Below are 15,238 nucleotides of genomic sequence, written 5' to 3'. Positions count from 1 at the left end.
CATCCGAGGAAAGCCCATGAACCCCTTCGACGACCCCGACGGCGTCTTCGTCGTCCTCGTCAACGACGAGGACCAGTACAGCCTGTGGCCCGCCCATGTCACCGTCCCCGCCGGATGGCACGAGGCCCACCCCCGCGCCGACCGCGCCACCTGCCTGGCCTGGATCGACGCCACGTGGACCGACCGTCGGCCGGGCACACTGCGTACCGCCGAGGCCGGCCGATGACCGCCCTCGCGACGACACACGCCGGAACCACGCCGGACACCCCTCCCCTGAGGGTCGCCGTCGTGGCGGCACTGCCGCAGACGGCGCCGCCCCTCGTCGAGGCACTCCAGGCGCTCGGGCACCAGGTGCCGGTGGTGATCGGCTTCCGGCGCCCGCCCGACTGGCCCGGGCACGTACTCGGCGAACACGATCTCCCACCCGGTGTGGATCTGGCGATCCCCTCCGCACCGGAGCGGGTCGGTGAACTGCTGCGCGCCTACTGCCCCGACGCGGCGGTGAGCTACGGCTACCCGAGGAGACTGCCCGCCGCCGCGGTGACCGCCCCCCGGCTGGGGACGGTCAACTGCCACCCCTCCGACCTGCCCGCCTACCGGGGCCCGAACCCGGTCGGCTGGGCCGTGCGCAACGGAGAACGCGAGATCGGCGTGACCTGGCACCGGATGGACGCCGAACTGGACACCGGGGCCGTGCTGGCCCGCACACGGATCCCACTGGACCCCTCGGTGTGGTCCTTCACCGGCGTCAACACACTCGTCCTCAAGGCCGCTGCGGCGATGCTGCCGCACGTCCTCGGGCGACTGGCCCGCGAAGAGGCCGGCGAGCCGCAGACGGCGGAGGCCGGCGGCTGGGCCGGCTTCTTCGGGGAGGACTACGCCACGGTCGACTGGTCCGCCCCGGCCGCCCACATCCACACCCAGGTGAGGGCGTGGAACATCGCCGGCCACCACCCCCGGCGCGAGGGGCCGGTCGCGGTGATCGACGGAACACGCTGGCGCCTGCGCCGCACCACCTTGGACCGGCCCCCGACAGGCACCGGACGCAGGATCGCCTGCGGCACCGGCGACCTGTGGGTGCTGGCCGCCGACCCCCTCGGCTGAACCAGGTGGCTCGGGAACGTCGGGGACGTCCCCGAGCCGCCGAGGTCGCGCCACGAGCACTTCCGGCACTCGTCCGGCCCGCACCGCGTTCAAGGAGAAGGCCCGTGTCCTTTACGACACGAAACGGTCCGACAAGTGCGCCGTGATCAGATCGGCGCAGCCGACGTCAGCGCCTCCCTTGGAGTCTTTGTGGCCTTACGGATAGCCGTCACCGCTGAGCCGATACCTTCGCATGTGTCCGCGCTCGATTACGTCACCGTCCCGGCCCTCGAGCAGGGCCACGACGTCGCCCTTTACGCCCCCCGTATGTTCCGCCGCGAGGCCCGGCGGCGAGGGGTGGAGTTCCATAGGGCGGGAACGGACTGGACGTGCGATCCCGCCGTCCAGCAGACGGCGGGTGAGATCTGGAAGGAGTCCGGAAACTCACCTTTCAACCGCTATGTCTTCGGTGAGGTCTGGCCGGATCAGGCCGCGGCGAAGGCCCATGACCTGATCACCATGTGGAGGCGGGAACGGCCTGATCTGGTGATCGCCGAGTGCAGCGATCTCGGTGCGCACCTTGCGGCGAAGGTCCTGGATCTGCCCGTGTTCGCGGCGGACAACGGTCTCGGCCCGGTACTCCTGGATCTCTGGGACACCGACATCGCGCCCGCGTTGACGTCCCTCTACAAACAGCACGGCCAGGACACCCCTTTACTGCCCGCGATGCTCACCCCCGCACCGGTTCCGTGGTTCTACCGGACGCCCCCGCCCGCCGCACGCGCGGTCCGGCGCACGGTCGCGGAATTCCGGACCGTCCTCCCCGAGCGGCTCGACCGCTCCGCCTCCTGCCGCCCGCTCGTCTACGTGAGCCTGGGCACCTTGACCACCGCGATGCCCAGTCTCCGTGCTGTGGTGGAAAGTGTGTACCGGGAGATCATGGCCGCGCTTTCCGGAATCGGCTGCGACGCGATCGTGTCCGCGGGAGACCTAGCGCAGGACCTGCCGAGCACGGACCCCCGCATCGAGGTCCCCCGCATCGAGGTCGTCGAGCACGTCCGGCAGCCCGCGCTGCTGCGCCACGTGGACCTGTTCGTGACGCACGCGGGCCGGGCGTCCCTGCTCGACGCGGTGCAGGGCACCACGCCCGTCCTGGGCATGGGCGTACTCGCCGACCAGCCCGACAACGCCGGCGCGTTCGCCCGGCGCGGCCTCGGCCGCGCGCTGGACCTCACGGCGAGGCCCGGCGAGATCTCCGATGCCGTGACGGCCGTCCTCGCCGACTCCCACTACCGCGACGCCATGATCGCCGCCGACGCGGAGCTGTCACAGCTGCCACCGCTCGACATCAGGGAACTCCGGGACAGCGTCTGATTCCTACCGCCGCATCGCGACCTTCATACGATCGGCATCCGCTCACGGGGAGCCCAGTGCGGAGCCGGTCGGGAGTCGGTCGTATGCGCCCGGACCGGCCGCCGAGCCAGCTGGGCCGGGCGCGGGCCGACTATGCCCGGCGCGCAAGATCTTGACGCTTTCCTGACGCCCGTCCTGGGCAGGGCCAGGAATCCATTGCTTACGCTGGCTCGGCTGTCCATCCGATGGCCGAATTTCCACCCCCCAGCAGAGCACCAGGAGCACCACATGGCCACCCCGACCGACACGCGCACGAGTCGTCTGCGGGGGTGGATGCTGGAGGGGCTCTCCGACATGGGCAAGGGCCGTCCGTCCCAGGCCGCGCCGGCCCCCGAGCACAAGGGCCAGCCCTGGTGGCGGGTGATGTGCCTGACCGGAGTCGACTATTTCTCGACGCTCGGCTACCAGCCGGGCATCGCCGCCCTGGCCGCCGGTCTCCTCTCCCCCGTCGCGACGATCGTGCTCGTGATCGTGACCCTGGCCGGCGCGCTGCCCGTCTACCGGCGCGTGGCCGAGGAGAGCCCGCACGGCGAGGGTTCGATCGCGATGCTCTCGCGGCTGCTGTCCTTCTGGAAGGGCAAGCTGTTCGTCCTCACACTGCTGGGCTTCGCCGCGACCGACTTCCTGATCACGATCACGCTGTCGGCCGCGGACGCCTCCACCCACCTGGTGGAGAACCCCAATCTGCAAGGGGCCCTGCACGACAAGCAGGTACTGATCACCCTGATCCTCATCGCGCTGCTCGGCGCGGTGTTCCTCAAGGGCTTCCTGGAGGCGATCGGCGTCGCCGTCGTCCTGGTCTCGGTCTACCTCGCGCTCAACGCGGTGGTCGTGGTCACCGGCCTGTGGCACGTCCTCACCGAAGGTCACGTCGTCACCGACTGGACCGCCGCCCTCACCGCCGAGCACGGCAACGTCTTCGTCATGATCGGCGTCGCCCTGATCGTCTTCCCGAAGCTGGCGCTCGGCCTGTCCGGCTTCGAGACCGGCGTTGCCGTGATGCCGCACGTCAAGGGCGCCCCGGACGACACGGAGGACCGGCCCGCCGGGCGGATCCGCGACACCAAGAAGCTGCTCACGACCGCCGCGGTCATCATGAGCGCCTTCCTGATCATGACCAGCTTCATCACCACCGTGCTCATCCCGCACAAGGAGTTCGAGCCCGGCGGCAACGCCAGCGGCCGCGCGCTCGCCTACCTGGCGCACGAGTACCTGGGCAACGCCTTCGGCACGGTCTACGACGTCTCGACCATCCTCATCCTGTGGTTCGCGGGTGCCTCCGCCATGGCCGGTCTGCTCAACCTGATGCCGCGCTACCTGCCCAAGTACGGCATGGCCCCGCACTGGGCCCGCGCCGTGCGGCCCATGGTGATCGTCTTCACCCTCGTCGCCTTCCTCGTCACCTGGCTCTTCGACGCCGACGTCGACGCCCAGGGCGGCGCCTACGCCACCGGTGTCCTCGTCCTCATCTGCTCCGCCGCCATCGCCGTCACCATCGCCGCCCGCAAGGCCGGCCAGCGCGGCTGGACCATCGGCTTCGGCGTCATCTCGGCCGTCTTCCTCTACACCACCGTCCTCAACGTGATCGAGCGCCCGGACGGCGTGAAGATCGGTGCCTGCTTCACCGCCGGCATCCTCCTCGTCTCGCTCCTCTCCCGCCTCGGCCGCGCCTTCGAGCTCCGTGTCACGCATGTGGAGCTCGACGAGATGGCCGAGCGGTTCGTTCGCGACATCTCCCAGCGCACGCCGCGCTTCATAGCCAACGAACCCGACGAGCGCGACGCCGCCGAGTACCGCGAGAAGATCGAACAGATCCGGGCCGACAACGACATCCCCACCACCGAGGACTTCGTCTTCGTCGAGGTCACGGTCACCGACCCCTCCGAGTTCGAGGCCGGCCTGACGGTACGCGGCGAGATCATGCACGGCCGCTACCGCGTCCTCACGATGGAGAGCTCCTCCGTCCCCAACGCCCTCGCGGCCTTCCTCCTCCACTCCCGCGACCTCACCGGCACCCGCCCCCACGTCTTCTTCGAGTGGACCGAGGGCAACCCCTTCACCAACTTCGTCCGCTTCTTCCTCTTCGGCCAGGGCGAGGTCGCTCCGGTCACCCGCGAGATCCTGCGCGAGGCCGAACCGGCCCGCGACCGCCGCCCCCGCGTCCACGTCGGCTGACCAGCCCTCCACCGCACCGGCCGGAACCACAGCGGGCACGGCGCGCGGGCCCGGACGATCTCCTCGGCCTGGGGCCGTGGCGGCGGGCAGCATCGGTGTTCAGCGCGGGTCCGGGACCGTTTCGACGGTGCCGTTGAGTCGTGCCCGCTCGGCCGCGAGGACCGCCATGTGGCTGGCGAGGGAGTCACGCGGGCCCGACTTGATCCGCGTGGCGTCTCCCGTCGCCACGGCCTCGACGAAGGCGTCCATGAGTCCCGCGTCCCCACCGCCGTGGCCGCCTGCCGCCGTCATCTCGCCCAGTCGAAGAGGGGTGACGTCCTCTTCGCCACGGGTGAGGAAGTCGTGGATCCGTATGGTCTTGCCGTCGCCGTACAGCTCGCCTCGGGTGCCGAAGATCCGGGTTTTGCGGTCGGCGGCCTCGTTGAACGCGGTCATGGTGAAGGTGGCGGTGGCTCCGCCGGGAAACTCCATCGCGACGACCTGGTGGTCGACCACGTCGTTGTCGCAGGCGTACACGCACCGGCCGTAGGGCCCCGTGCGCAGGGCCCGCTCGAGTGCTCGCGGGGTGAAGTCGTCGACGACGACGCCGAGTGGCCAGCGGTGTTCGCCCCGTTCGAGCATGCCGCCGTAGAAGCGCGCGGCCGAGTAGGGGCAGTCGGCCTCGACCGGGCAGTCGACGCACCGGTCGGCCGCCCCGGCGGGCCGGTTGGCCGGGGTGAAGTGCGAGAGCCGGCCGAAGCTGGAGAGCCGCTTCGGCGACTGCCCCACGATGTACTGCAGCCAGTCCAGGTCGTGACACGACTTGGCCATCAGCATGGACGTGGCCCCGTCGGTGTTCCGCCAGTTACCACGGACGAACGAGTGGGCCTGGTGCCAGAAGCCGACGGGCTCCAAGTGCTGGATGCTGACGATGTCGCCGATCCGTCCGGAGTCGACGACGGCCTTGAGCGCCTGCGTATAAGGGGTGTAGCGCAGGACATGACCCACGGCGAGCATCACGCCGGCCTTCTCCACCGCGGTCACCACCCGTCGGCAGGAGTCCTCGTCCAGCGCCATCGGCTTTTCCAGCAGGATGTGGTACCCGAGGGCGGCGAATGCCTCGGTGGGCTCGACATGCGTGCGGTCGAGCGTGCAGATCAGCACGGCGTCGGCGATCCTGCCGCGAGCGGCGAGCTCCTTCCAGTCCGAAACCGCGTTCCCCGGCACGATGCCGTGCGCTTCGACGAGCCGGGCGCGCCGCACGGTTCGTGGTTCGGCCACACCGACGACGGCCGCCCGATCAGGATGCTCAAGGGCCCACTTGGCGTATCCGGTGCCTCGGTCGCCGGCACCGATGACGAGGAGAGAGACAGGTGGCATGACGCAAACCCTAATGAGTCCCATGCGCCATGGAAGGGGCTTTCAGCGGTTCCGGCGCTCCAGCCCGGTGGCCTGCTTACAGCCCCCGTAGGCTCCGCCAGCTCAAGGCAACCGCCTCGTCCAGCGTGTAGGAATTGCGCTGCCGGAGCAGCGTGGGTCCCGGCCGGCCGAAGGGCCTGTTGTCAGTGGGGTGTGTCAGAGTCCAGGCATGCTCGAGATCGTGGTGGAGACGGAGAACTGGGAGCGGCACGTGCGCGTGACCGCGGAGGAACTGGCCGGGCTGGTGCGGCGCATCGGCGGTGACGGTGACCGTTACCTCGTGGTCCAGCGGATACCCGACCTCCCTGATGTCTTCGCCCAGGTGTGGCACAAGGCCGGCGGTGACTACACGCTGGAGCACCGCGAGGGTGCTGCCGACCGGCACTTCCAGGCAATGGCCGACACCCCCGAGGACGTGGCCGCCGCGCTGGTCGGCTGGGCCCGCCGGAAGCCCGGCTGGGACGCCGGACTGGTTTGGTCGCCGCTGGACATGGGCCACACCCGCGAGGTTCCGCCGCTCGACCTCGACGAGGACGAGCGCGAAGAGCTGGAGAAGCGCGTCCGCGAAGTGCTGGTCGGCGGCTACTGCTCACGCGCCGAACTGGCCGAGCTCGCCGAGGAGTACCCGGCCACCGAGGATCGCCGGCCCGTCTCGCGCGAGCAGGCCGTGGCGCTGGCCGACCGAATGTGGCTGGAGCGTGTCGCGGAGCAGGCCGAATGGCAGGGCGAGACCGATCCCGAACGGCTCACCCGCGCGTTCACCGCCCTGCAGGAAGCCGGCATCACCGCCCGCGAGAACTTCACCTGCTGTCGCAGCTGCGGCCAGTCCGAGATCGGGCTCGAAGGTGAGCCCGATGCCCGCGGGTTCGTCTATTTCCACACCCAGTGCACGGACTCCGCCGCAGCCGGTCACGGACTGACGCTCCTCTACGGCGGCTTCGACGGATCGCCCGGGACCACCGCGTCCATCGGCCGCGAAGCCGTGGCCGCCCTGGAGGCAGCCGGCCTGGCCGTCGAGTGGGATCATGACCCCGCCCGTGCCATCACCGTCACTCCCCTGGACTGGCGCCGGCGTCTGATCGGCTAGGAGGTTCGCTTCCCGCCTCCTCGGTCACGCGCTCTCTTCCCGGCGGACGGAGAAGGCGCCCGCGGCAGCGGCCAGGGCCGCCGTCTCCGCGGCCCATGCCGGGAGTTGCGGGTCCGGAGCGGCACGCAGCAGCACCAACTGGTGGTAGAGCGGTGCGGTGGCGGCGATCAGCAGACTCCGCGCGTCCGTGTGCCGCGTGGGGAGTTCGCCGCGCTCGACGGCGCGCTCGACGAGGATCCCGCACTGGGCGTACCGGTCCTCCCACAGCCGCGTCTGGGCCCGCGCGGCCTGTTCGGAGTGGAAAGAGGCGGCCATCAGGGCGACGGCGAACGACGGCTGTACGACGAGGGACTCCCGGATCTCCTCGTTGAGGGCCGTCAGATCGCCGCGCAGGGAGCCGGTGTCCGGCGGCTGCCAGTCGATCTCGCCGGCGGCGTCGATCAGCGGTGACCGATGGGCCCGTGCATGCCGACGAGGAGACCCTCGGCGGCTGGTTCATCGTCGACGTGGCCGACCGCGAGGAAGCCGCCGAACTTGCCAAGAGCCTGCCCACCCCGGAGACGATCGAGATCCGCCCGATCCTCGAATCCGCCTGAAGGAGGTCGGGAACTTCCTCCGGTGGCGCGAAGGGGGGGGCGCGGGGCGTCGCCGCGCGGCGGGTTGAAGTCGATGGCCGGGGTTCGGGTCGTACGCCTCCGGCACGAGGCCGAGTCCGTGGGTGGAACATCCGCCGAAACGGCGGATGCGCTCGGCCAGGTACGGCCAGATGTGGGCCAGGTCCTCGGGGCCGATGGAACCAGCCCCGACCCGACAAAGCGCCAGCAGCTAGTCGAATGTGAGCAGGATCGCGACCGTGTCGCCCTCGGCGTCCAGGCACTCGGTCGTGTTGGAGCCGTCCGGGCTGACCAGGACGCCCAGCACGGTGCCAGTGCCGGCCTCGTCCGGGATCATCAGCCAGTCGTTGGTGAAGTCCCCCTCGACCGGTTCCACCGGCCAGTCGGCCGGGTCCACCGAGGCGCGCTGGAGCATCTCGCGGAGGTTCTCCAGCATCCAGTCGTCGCCCCCGGCGGCGCGCGCGTGCAGGGTGGCCCAGGCGCGCTTGAGTATCCCGGTGCCCGGCTCGATCCAGGTACTGCTGGGGTTCGCGTGCACCACGGCCAGGCCGGACGGGGTCGCCACGCGGTCGCCCCACTCCTGCGTCCGGACCGGGACGGTTTCGCCGGGGTGCACCAGCACCGCCACCGGCACCCCGGGGGCGTCCTCGCGGGAGACAAGGTAGACCGGCGTGCCGCCGGGCCGCATCGGGAAGCCCCCGCCCTCCGGCCCCAGCGGGTCGTAGATCGTGCCGTGGGCGGCGGCCCCCTGGATCAGGCCGAGCCGCTCGATCCGCCAGCCGTCGACGATCCGCACCTCCTCGGACGGATCTGCCAGGGCCGCGCTCAGCGCGGGCAGGTACTCGTACTCGTCATCGTCGTAGGACATCCGGTCTTCCCCAGAACTCGTAGGTGATGGGGAGCGTAGACCGTGGCACTGACACACCGGGGCCGTCCCGGGGCAGAGCCGCGTCGTCGGCCGGGAAAGCACCGTCCACTGGCATTGTCGGGTCGGGGCTCCCGCGCGACGGGTCCGTCGGCCCTGCCGCGTGGAATGAGCCCGCGGTGTCGGCGCTGCGGACCCGCGACGGGCGAGAAAACACGTTGGCCGGCTGCCACCGAGGTGCGACGATGCGTATTTTCCGTGTGGAGGGCCTTTGTTCGTTTTCGTCTGTGCGAGGTGTGAGGCCGAGCTGACCACCCCGATGTCCCAGGTCGCCCTGCCGTGCCACGCCCATCAGAGTTACGGGAACGGGGCCCAGTTGCCCGTGCTCATGGAGTCGGGGACGTTCGCCGTGGACCCGGACCCGTGGGGGCCGCCGTGGCGGCTGTGGGACGAGATCGACCCGGCCGAGGCGGAGGCACGTGGCGTCTACGCGCCGGTCCACGCCCTGTCCGACGGCGCGTCCGGCACGATCGTGGTGGCACCCGGAGATGTCCGGGGCACCCGCCTCATTCCTGAGAAGAGTGGCAGCGGCGGCTGCTGCGGCCTCGACGGGAGCGACGGCCCCAACATGGCCTGCCTGGCCTGCGGCCTGGCCGTGGCGAGCAGGATCGACGACTGCTCGCTCTGGCAGGCGGTGTGGCTCTTCCCGGACGCTGTGCGCCGCGTGCCGGTGGGTGGTGCCCACGCGGTTCCGCTCTCCTGGGACGAGCTGATCGAGGAGGGGAAGACCTCACCCCCGTTCGAGCCGATCATCACCAGAGGGACATCAAGGCTTGGGTCGAGTCACTACTGGTCATGGAGTCCGCAATGGGAGGCGGCGGCCGGGCAGGCGCTCGCCCACCTGCTGGCGGCCTCCGAAGGGCGGCCGGTGACGGTCCCGGACGGTCTGATCGCGGAGGTCTTCCAACGCGCCCTCAACACGCTGCTGCCCGCAGGGCCGCCGCCACGACGCGCCGTCCTGGCCGGTCCAGGACGGCTCGCCCCCGAAGCGGACGCGGACATCCTCCTGGTGCCAGTACATCCGCGGACAGGCCGGACCTGGCCCCCCGCCGACCCTGCTGCACCGGGACACCTGGTGCCACTGCCACTAGGGGTATGGGCCTGGATGGCCTCCGCCCCGCCGCACTTGCCCAATCCCTCATCGGGCGGCATACCCCGCGACGTCCTGCGTGACGACCCGCTCCCACCACGCCCCGCGTACCTGTTCCAGGCCGACTCAAGAACGTTCCAGCACACTTTGACCCGGCTACCAGCCGTTCGCAGCAGCCCATGGCTGCGCGACATCCTCGAAAACCTCCCGCAGCACAGGTCGGCCGGCCTCTTCTAGCCACCCGCCGAAGCGGCGGTGTGTGCGCGTGGTACGAGACAGGTGCCGACGGGTGGCGGTGCGGATCTGTCGCGTTCGGTGCCGGCGAGTCCGACGGTGCCGAATGGCCGTTCGACCTCCTCGTTGACGGCAGTCCGGGAGCGTACGTGAAGTTCGCCGAGGGCTACTACGAACGGCCGGTCGATCCCGGGGCCGTGGCCGCGGTCCTGGCCGGCGCCCCGCTCACCCGCCGGACAGTCGCGTTCCCCCCCCCACCGCGGACTTCGATGCCGTCGCCACGCAAGCCCGCACGCTGGGCTTCTCCCCGCTCCCGGGTCCGCTCACTGCGGCGAGCCGTCGCAGTGGGGGGGCTGATGGGCCGCGTACGGTTCTTCGCCTGTGGACTCAGCAGGTGGTGAAGTCGGTGATGTGTTCAGTGGCCCAGGTGGTGAAGGGGCGGGCGGGGTGGCCGGTGAGTTCCTCGACAGTGGGGGTGAGGGTGGCGGGCTTGCCGTCGTGGGATTCCCACCAGTTCAGCAGGGCGTCGGCGTAGGTGGCGGACAGGTAGTCGGCCACCTCCTGCTTCCATTCCTCGCGGGTGACGTGGTTGATCGCGACGGGTTGGCCTGTGACGGCGGCGAGTTGGTCGATCTGCTGGGCGAAGGTCAGCGACTCCGGGCCGGTAAGGGTGAACTGGCCGCCGTGGCGGCGGGGGTCGGTGAGGACGGCGTGGGCGGCTCCGGCGACGTCCTTCTCGTGGATGGGGTCGTTGTGGGCGCCGGGGAAGGGAAGGCTGACGGGCCGTCCGGCCTTGATGGCCCAGGCCCAGCCACCGGCGTTGGAGGCGAAGGAGCCGGGCCGCAGGATCGTGGTGGTGATCGACGAGGCGAGCAGGGCCCGCTCCACGTCGAGGTGGGATTTGGCGAGCGGGTCGTTGTCGGGGGCGGGGCCGAGCACGCTGGAGGAGGACAGCAGCACGACGTGGGTGATTCCGGCCTGGCGGGCGTGGTCGATGAAGTCGTTGATGCGGTCGGGGGAAGCGTAGAGGAAGACGGTGGTGATGCCGGTCAGAGCCGTGCGGAAGGTCGCCGGGTCGGTGAGGTCGAGGCGGACGGTGGGGACGCCCGCGAGCGGGGTGAGGCCCTCGGGGCGGGCGGAGCCGAGCCGGACCGGTAGGCCGTCGTGGTGGAGCAGGGTGGTCAGGTGGGTGGCGACCGCGCCGCGGCCTCCAGTGATCAGAATCATGGTGTTTGGTTCTTTCCGCTGGTCAGGTGGTGGTGAGAAGTCAGTGGTGTTGGGGCTGGGCCGCACGCGGAAGCAGGCGGACCAGGGCGCAGCAGCCGAGGATGATGGCGGCCACGATCAGGAGGCTGGCGGTCATGGCGTGGGCGGGGCGAGTGGGGGTGCGGAGGTAGACGGTGGTGACGGCCGCCGCGCCGAGGGCATTGGCGAGTTGCTGCACTGCGGCCAGCGAGCCCGAGCCCGAGCCGGCTTGGGTGGGGGTGACGTCGCCGAGGGTGATGTCGTAGACGGTGCCGAAGCAGGTGCCCATGCCGAGCCCGATGACCAGGGCGGCGGGGACGATGACGGTAGGGCCGGTGGCGGTGCCGGTGGCGTGGACGGCGGCCCAGAGGCCGAGCGTGCCGGCGAAGGTGGTGAGCAGGCCGATCAGGACGAGGGTGCGGCCGAGCTTCCCGATGAGCCGGTAGCAGGCGATCGAGGCGATGACGATGCCGGCGGCCATGGGCACGCTGCCGGTCAGCGCGGTGCGCAGGGGCGAGTAGCCCAGGCCGTCCTGGAGGAACAGCGAGACCACGTACAGCAGCCCGGCGACGGCGGCGAAGAAGGCGATGCCCAGGACCAGCCCCGAGACGAAACCGCGGTTGCGGAACAGCGAGGGCTGGATCAGCGGATTCGCGGCGGTGGTCTGGCGGTGGGCGAAGAGGACGAAGAACACCGCTCCGGTGGCGAGGGCGGCCCAGGCCGTCGGATGCCAGCCGTTCGCGGAGCCGTGGATCAGCCCGTACAGCAGGCCGGACATCGCTCCCGCCAGCAGCAGTGAGCCGGGGATGTCGATCGCGACGGTGCGGTCGCCGGTGTCGCGGGGCAGGAGGCGGTGGGCGGCCAGGAGAGCCGCGCCGCCGAGCACGATGTTGATCAGGAACATGGAACGCCAGCCGAGCCCGAAGGGGTCGGTGTCGATCAAGGTGGCGGCCAGGATCGGCCCGCCGACCGCGGACAGGCCCAGGACCGGGCCGAAGGCGCTGAACGCCTTGCCGATCTGGTCGCGCGGGAAGACGGCGCCGAGGATGCCGAAGCCCTGCGGGATCAGCAGGGCGCCGAAGGCCCCCTGCACCAGGCGGGCGGCGATCAGCATGGCCGGAACGGTGGCCAGGCCACATGCGACGGAGGCCGCGGTGAACCCGGCCAGGCCCGTCAGGAAGATCCGGCGGCGTCCGTACTTGTCGCCGAGGCGGCCGCCTACGACCAGGAGCACGCCGAGCGCGAGGGCGTAGGAGGCGCCGAGCCACTGGACGAGGGACGGCCCGCCGTGGAGGGAAGCGGTGATGGTCGGGGCGGCGAGGTTGGTGATCGTGGCGTCGATCAGATCGAGGACCTCGGCCGCCAGGATCACGGCGAGAACGGCCCATCGCCGGGAGGGGACGGGCCTGCCCGCCTCGGCGGGCAGGGCGGTGGTGCTGGTCATGAGGTGACTTCCAGACATGAGACGAATCGCGTTCGTCACGAACAACGTTCGCCTCGACGGTAGGTAACGAACATCGTTCGTGTCAAACAGCGTTCGCCCGGGGGCTAGGCTTGCCCCATGAGCACGCAGCCGATCAGCCGCCGCACGCGCCCCGCCAAGGCTCCCCTCAGCCGCGACATCATCGTGCGCACGGGGCTGGAGATCCTCGACCGCGACGGCCTGGACGCCCTGACCATGCGCCGCGTCGCCAAAGAACTCGACACCGGCCCGGCCTCGCTCTACGTCTACGTCGCCAACCGCGACGACCTCATGGCCGCCATGCTCGACGAAGCCCTCACCCAGGTCCCGCTGACCTCACAGGGCACCTGGCGGGAACAGCTCCAGGCCCTGGCCACCGCCGCCATCGAGGCCATGAGTCGCCACGAGGGCCTGGCCGCGGTCGCCCTCGGTGCCATCCCCACCAGCGACAACGCCCTGCTCGTCCTCGACCGCATGCTCGCCCTCCTCAAACAGGCCGGCCTCGACGACACCACCGCCGCCTGGGCCGTCGACCTCTTCTGGCTCCACATCGCTGCGGCCGCCACCGAACAGAGCGCCTACGACGCCAGAGGATCCGAGGAGGAGGCCACCATCAGCGCGGCCGACCGCCACTACGCCTCCCTTTCCACCGACCGCTACCCGATGATCACCTCGCTGCGCCAGGCACTGTTCTCCCCCGGCGACCGCGACACCTGGGGCCTGAACGTCCTCATCAACGGGATCCTCCACACTCCCGCCCGTTAGCTGTACCCCGGCCGGCCGGGCCCAGGCGGACGGACCTCTACCGCGAGCAACACACAGGCAGCCAACCCTCCGGCTCGCCGACCACGCGCCCCGAGGCACCTTCCTCGCACATGAAGGGGCCCTTGTCGCCCGACTCGAGTCCGGCGACAAGGGCCCCTTCATGCTTCTTCGCACCCGGTTACGTGAGGTCGGCGCGGCGGACGTGCCTATCGGCTGAGCCCGGCCTCGTTCAACATGCCTGCTGTAGCTACAGAACGATCACGGCTCGCCCCTCGGCAGGCCATAGCGTTGCGGCCGCCGTCGGCCCTCGTTCGTGGAAGGCACCGAAACCACGGTCCTGGACCGCGTCTCGGCCGTCCTGGAAGTCGGCCAAGAGCCACGCGTGGCCTGGCATCCGGCCCTGGCTACCGTCGTAAAGGCCGGGGCCGGCTGGCCGGGCCCCGATTTCACTGGAATTTCAGTCCGCGCTGCCAGAGTGAAGGCCGGTACCAGGACGGCGATATGGGATGCGCCACGAGCTGCGTTGGCCGGCCCTTGGGAGCGTTTTGGCGACTGCCCGTCAGCGTGATCTGGAGGCCACCGGGGTGATCGAGAGGTGAACATCGAGACTGTCGACCGTCAGGCCATTCCCCAGTCCTGTGAGCAAGTAATTCTCCGGGTCTGGGCATGCGTTGATGACTGCCCGGCCTTCCGCCCGGTGTCCCCGGCGACTGCTCTGGATCGCTGGTTCGATCGATAGCCGGCCTTGCGGGGCCTGGTTCGGGGGCACAATCAGCGAGCGCCCGGTGAGGGCGAGGGCGTCGGGACGGGCGAGTTCACGCAGATGCCGTTCCCAGCAGGAACTTCTATCCGGTGTTGGCGGAGCCAATATTCGGTACCGGCGCAGGGCCACCGCCCCCTCCGGGGACGCAATCCAGCCACACCTTCATCCCCTTTCGGCCGGTTCGTCGCGGCTTTTAGGGTCCATCCCATTCCAAGGAGATGCATGAGAATCACACGGGTCGGCCTCCTGGCAGCGGCGGCGGCGCTGCTGCTCGCACCGTTCACACCAACACCCACGCCCGCCTCGGCCGCTGCCCCGGCCTCCGCCCCGGCTCCCCAAGCGAAGGGGGTGGCCGACCGGCCGGACTTCCAACTTCCCTTCCCCTGTGACAGCGTGATCGAGCTGAAGACCTACCGGGGTCACAACCCGGACGACAAGAAGATCGACATGTACCGGCAGGGCATGCGGGAGGGAAGCCCCGTCCTGGCCTCGGCCGACGGCTACGTGCACGAGAACTTCTCGCCGGGCGGGCTGGAGATCCGGCACGGCGGCGGATGGTTCACCACGTACATGCACATGACCGGCGTGGCGAAGGCCGGCACATGGGTCAAGCGCGGTGACGTGGTCGGCTACATGGGGGACGTCGGATCGGAAGGCAAGCCGCACCTCCACTACGAGCAGCTCTATAACCCCGACAGCGACCAGGACGCCGACAACCAGCACATCGTCAACCCCGTCCTTCAGGGGCGGGGGCCGTTGGTCATGGACCCCGACAACCCGATCACCATGACCAGCACGAACTGTGGTGTGTCCACCGGCAGCAGCCTGTTCGCCCAGTCCCCGGACCGTTCCGGTGTGTTCCAGTGGTCCGGCAACGGCACCGCGTGGAACAAAGTCGGCGGACCGGCGGGGACGCTGTACGCGGGCGGTGCGGGTCTGTTCGCCACCAACCCCAGCAACGGGGATCTGTTCAAGATGAACGGG

The 15,238-nt window shown here is 70.2% G+C and carries 13 protein-coding genes and 1 pseudogene; 9 read left to right on the top strand and 5 right to left on the bottom strand.

Translation table 11 applies throughout. From position 1 onward, the window contains the following. Positions 1-16: 16 nt before the first annotated feature. From ACX9I7_RS27210 to ACX9I7_RS27195, 4 genes are all read left to right on the top strand, one after another. Positions 17-226: an MbtH family protein gene (locus tag ACX9I7_RS27210; protein ID WP_459388816.1), complete on the top strand. Its 210-nt coding sequence runs from the start codon at positions 17-19 to the stop codon at positions 224-226. Then, positions 223-1,104, top strand: a complete 882-nt coding sequence (locus ACX9I7_RS27205) for a methionyl-tRNA formyltransferase (RefSeq protein WP_459388815.1) — start codon at positions 223-225, stop codon at positions 1,102-1,104. The genes ACX9I7_RS27210 and ACX9I7_RS27205 overlap by 4 nt, the downstream gene beginning before the upstream one ends. A gap of 234 nt (positions 1,105-1,338) precedes the next feature. Beyond that, positions 1,339-2,457, top strand: coding sequence for a glycosyltransferase (locus tag ACX9I7_RS27200; protein WP_459388814.1), 1,119 nt, complete (start codon positions 1,339-1,341; stop codon positions 2,455-2,457). Between the two features lie 267 nt (positions 2,458-2,724). Then, a complete protein-coding gene (locus tag ACX9I7_RS27195) occupies positions 2,725-4,671 on the top strand; it encodes an APC family permease (protein WP_387570516.1) in 1,947 nt (648 codons plus the stop codon). 99 nt (positions 4,672-4,770) lie between these two features. Here the strand turns inward: ACX9I7_RS27195 and ACX9I7_RS27190 are convergent, their stop codons facing one another. Further along, positions 4,771-6,030: a Gfo/Idh/MocA family protein gene (locus tag ACX9I7_RS27190; protein ID WP_459388813.1), complete on the bottom strand. Its 1,260-nt coding sequence runs from the start codon at positions 6,028-6,030 to the stop codon at positions 4,771-4,773. Positions 6,031-6,238: 208 nt separating this feature from the next. On the opposite strand from ACX9I7_RS27190, the gene ACX9I7_RS27185 reads away from it, so the two are divergent. Further along, on the top strand, positions 6,239-7,156 hold the full coding sequence (locus tag ACX9I7_RS27185; RefSeq protein WP_459388812.1) for a DUF6891 domain-containing protein: 918 nt from the start codon (positions 6,239-6,241) through the stop codon (positions 7,154-7,156). Positions 7,157-7,180: 24 nt separating this feature from the next. On the opposite strand, the pseudogene ACX9I7_RS27180 reads toward ACX9I7_RS27185, so the two are convergent. Then, positions 7,181-7,600: pseudogene (locus ACX9I7_RS27180) on the bottom strand (TetR-like C-terminal domain-containing protein); the annotation flags it as partial. Between the two features lie 17 nt (positions 7,601-7,617). Between ACX9I7_RS27180 and ACX9I7_RS27175 the strand changes: the two are divergent. Then, a complete protein-coding gene (locus ACX9I7_RS27175; protein ID WP_459388811.1) occupies positions 7,618-7,752 on the top strand; it encodes a YciI family protein in 135 nt (44 codons plus the stop codon). A gap of 229 nt (positions 7,753-7,981) precedes the next feature. Here the strand turns inward: ACX9I7_RS27175 and ACX9I7_RS27170 are convergent, their stop codons facing one another. Further along, a complete protein-coding gene (locus ACX9I7_RS27170; RefSeq protein WP_387570506.1) occupies positions 7,982-8,638 on the bottom strand; it encodes a hypothetical protein in 657 nt (218 codons plus the stop codon). 268 nt (positions 8,639-8,906) lie between these two features. On the opposite strand from ACX9I7_RS27170, the gene ACX9I7_RS27165 reads away from it, so the two are divergent. Beyond that, complete coding sequence (locus ACX9I7_RS27165; protein WP_459388810.1) at positions 8,907-10,022, top strand: hypothetical protein; 1,116 nt, start codon at positions 8,907-8,909, stop codon at positions 10,020-10,022. A gap of 384 nt (positions 10,023-10,406) precedes the next feature. Here ACX9I7_RS27165 and ACX9I7_RS27160 read toward each other — a convergent pair whose 3' ends face one another. Both ACX9I7_RS27160 and ACX9I7_RS27155 read right to left on the bottom strand, forming a co-directional pair. Continuing rightward, the gene (locus tag ACX9I7_RS27160; protein WP_459388809.1) at positions 10,407-11,246 is read right to left on the bottom strand and encodes an NAD(P)H-binding protein; all 840 of its coding nucleotides are present in this window, start codon (positions 11,244-11,246) and stop codon (positions 10,407-10,409) included. A gap of 40 nt (positions 11,247-11,286) precedes the next feature. Beyond that, a complete protein-coding gene (locus ACX9I7_RS27155; protein ID WP_459388808.1) occupies positions 11,287-12,708 on the bottom strand; it encodes an MFS transporter in 1,422 nt (473 codons plus the stop codon). Between the two features lie 117 nt (positions 12,709-12,825). Here ACX9I7_RS27155 and ACX9I7_RS27150 point away from each other — a divergent pair, with 117 nt between their 5' ends. Further along, a complete protein-coding gene (locus ACX9I7_RS27150; protein WP_387570496.1) occupies positions 12,826-13,491 on the top strand; it encodes a TetR/AcrR family transcriptional regulator in 666 nt (221 codons plus the stop codon). Positions 13,492-14,476: 985 nt separating this feature from the next. Further along, positions 14,477-15,238: M23 family metallopeptidase (locus tag ACX9I7_RS27145; RefSeq protein WP_459388807.1), on the top strand; the 762-nt coding region annotated here is incomplete at its 3' end.

The organism is Streptomyces sp. L500 (genome assembly GCF_054551825.1).
The sequence above is the reverse complement of the archived record's forward strand: the minus strand, read 5'-3'. Positions and strand labels throughout refer to the sequence as shown.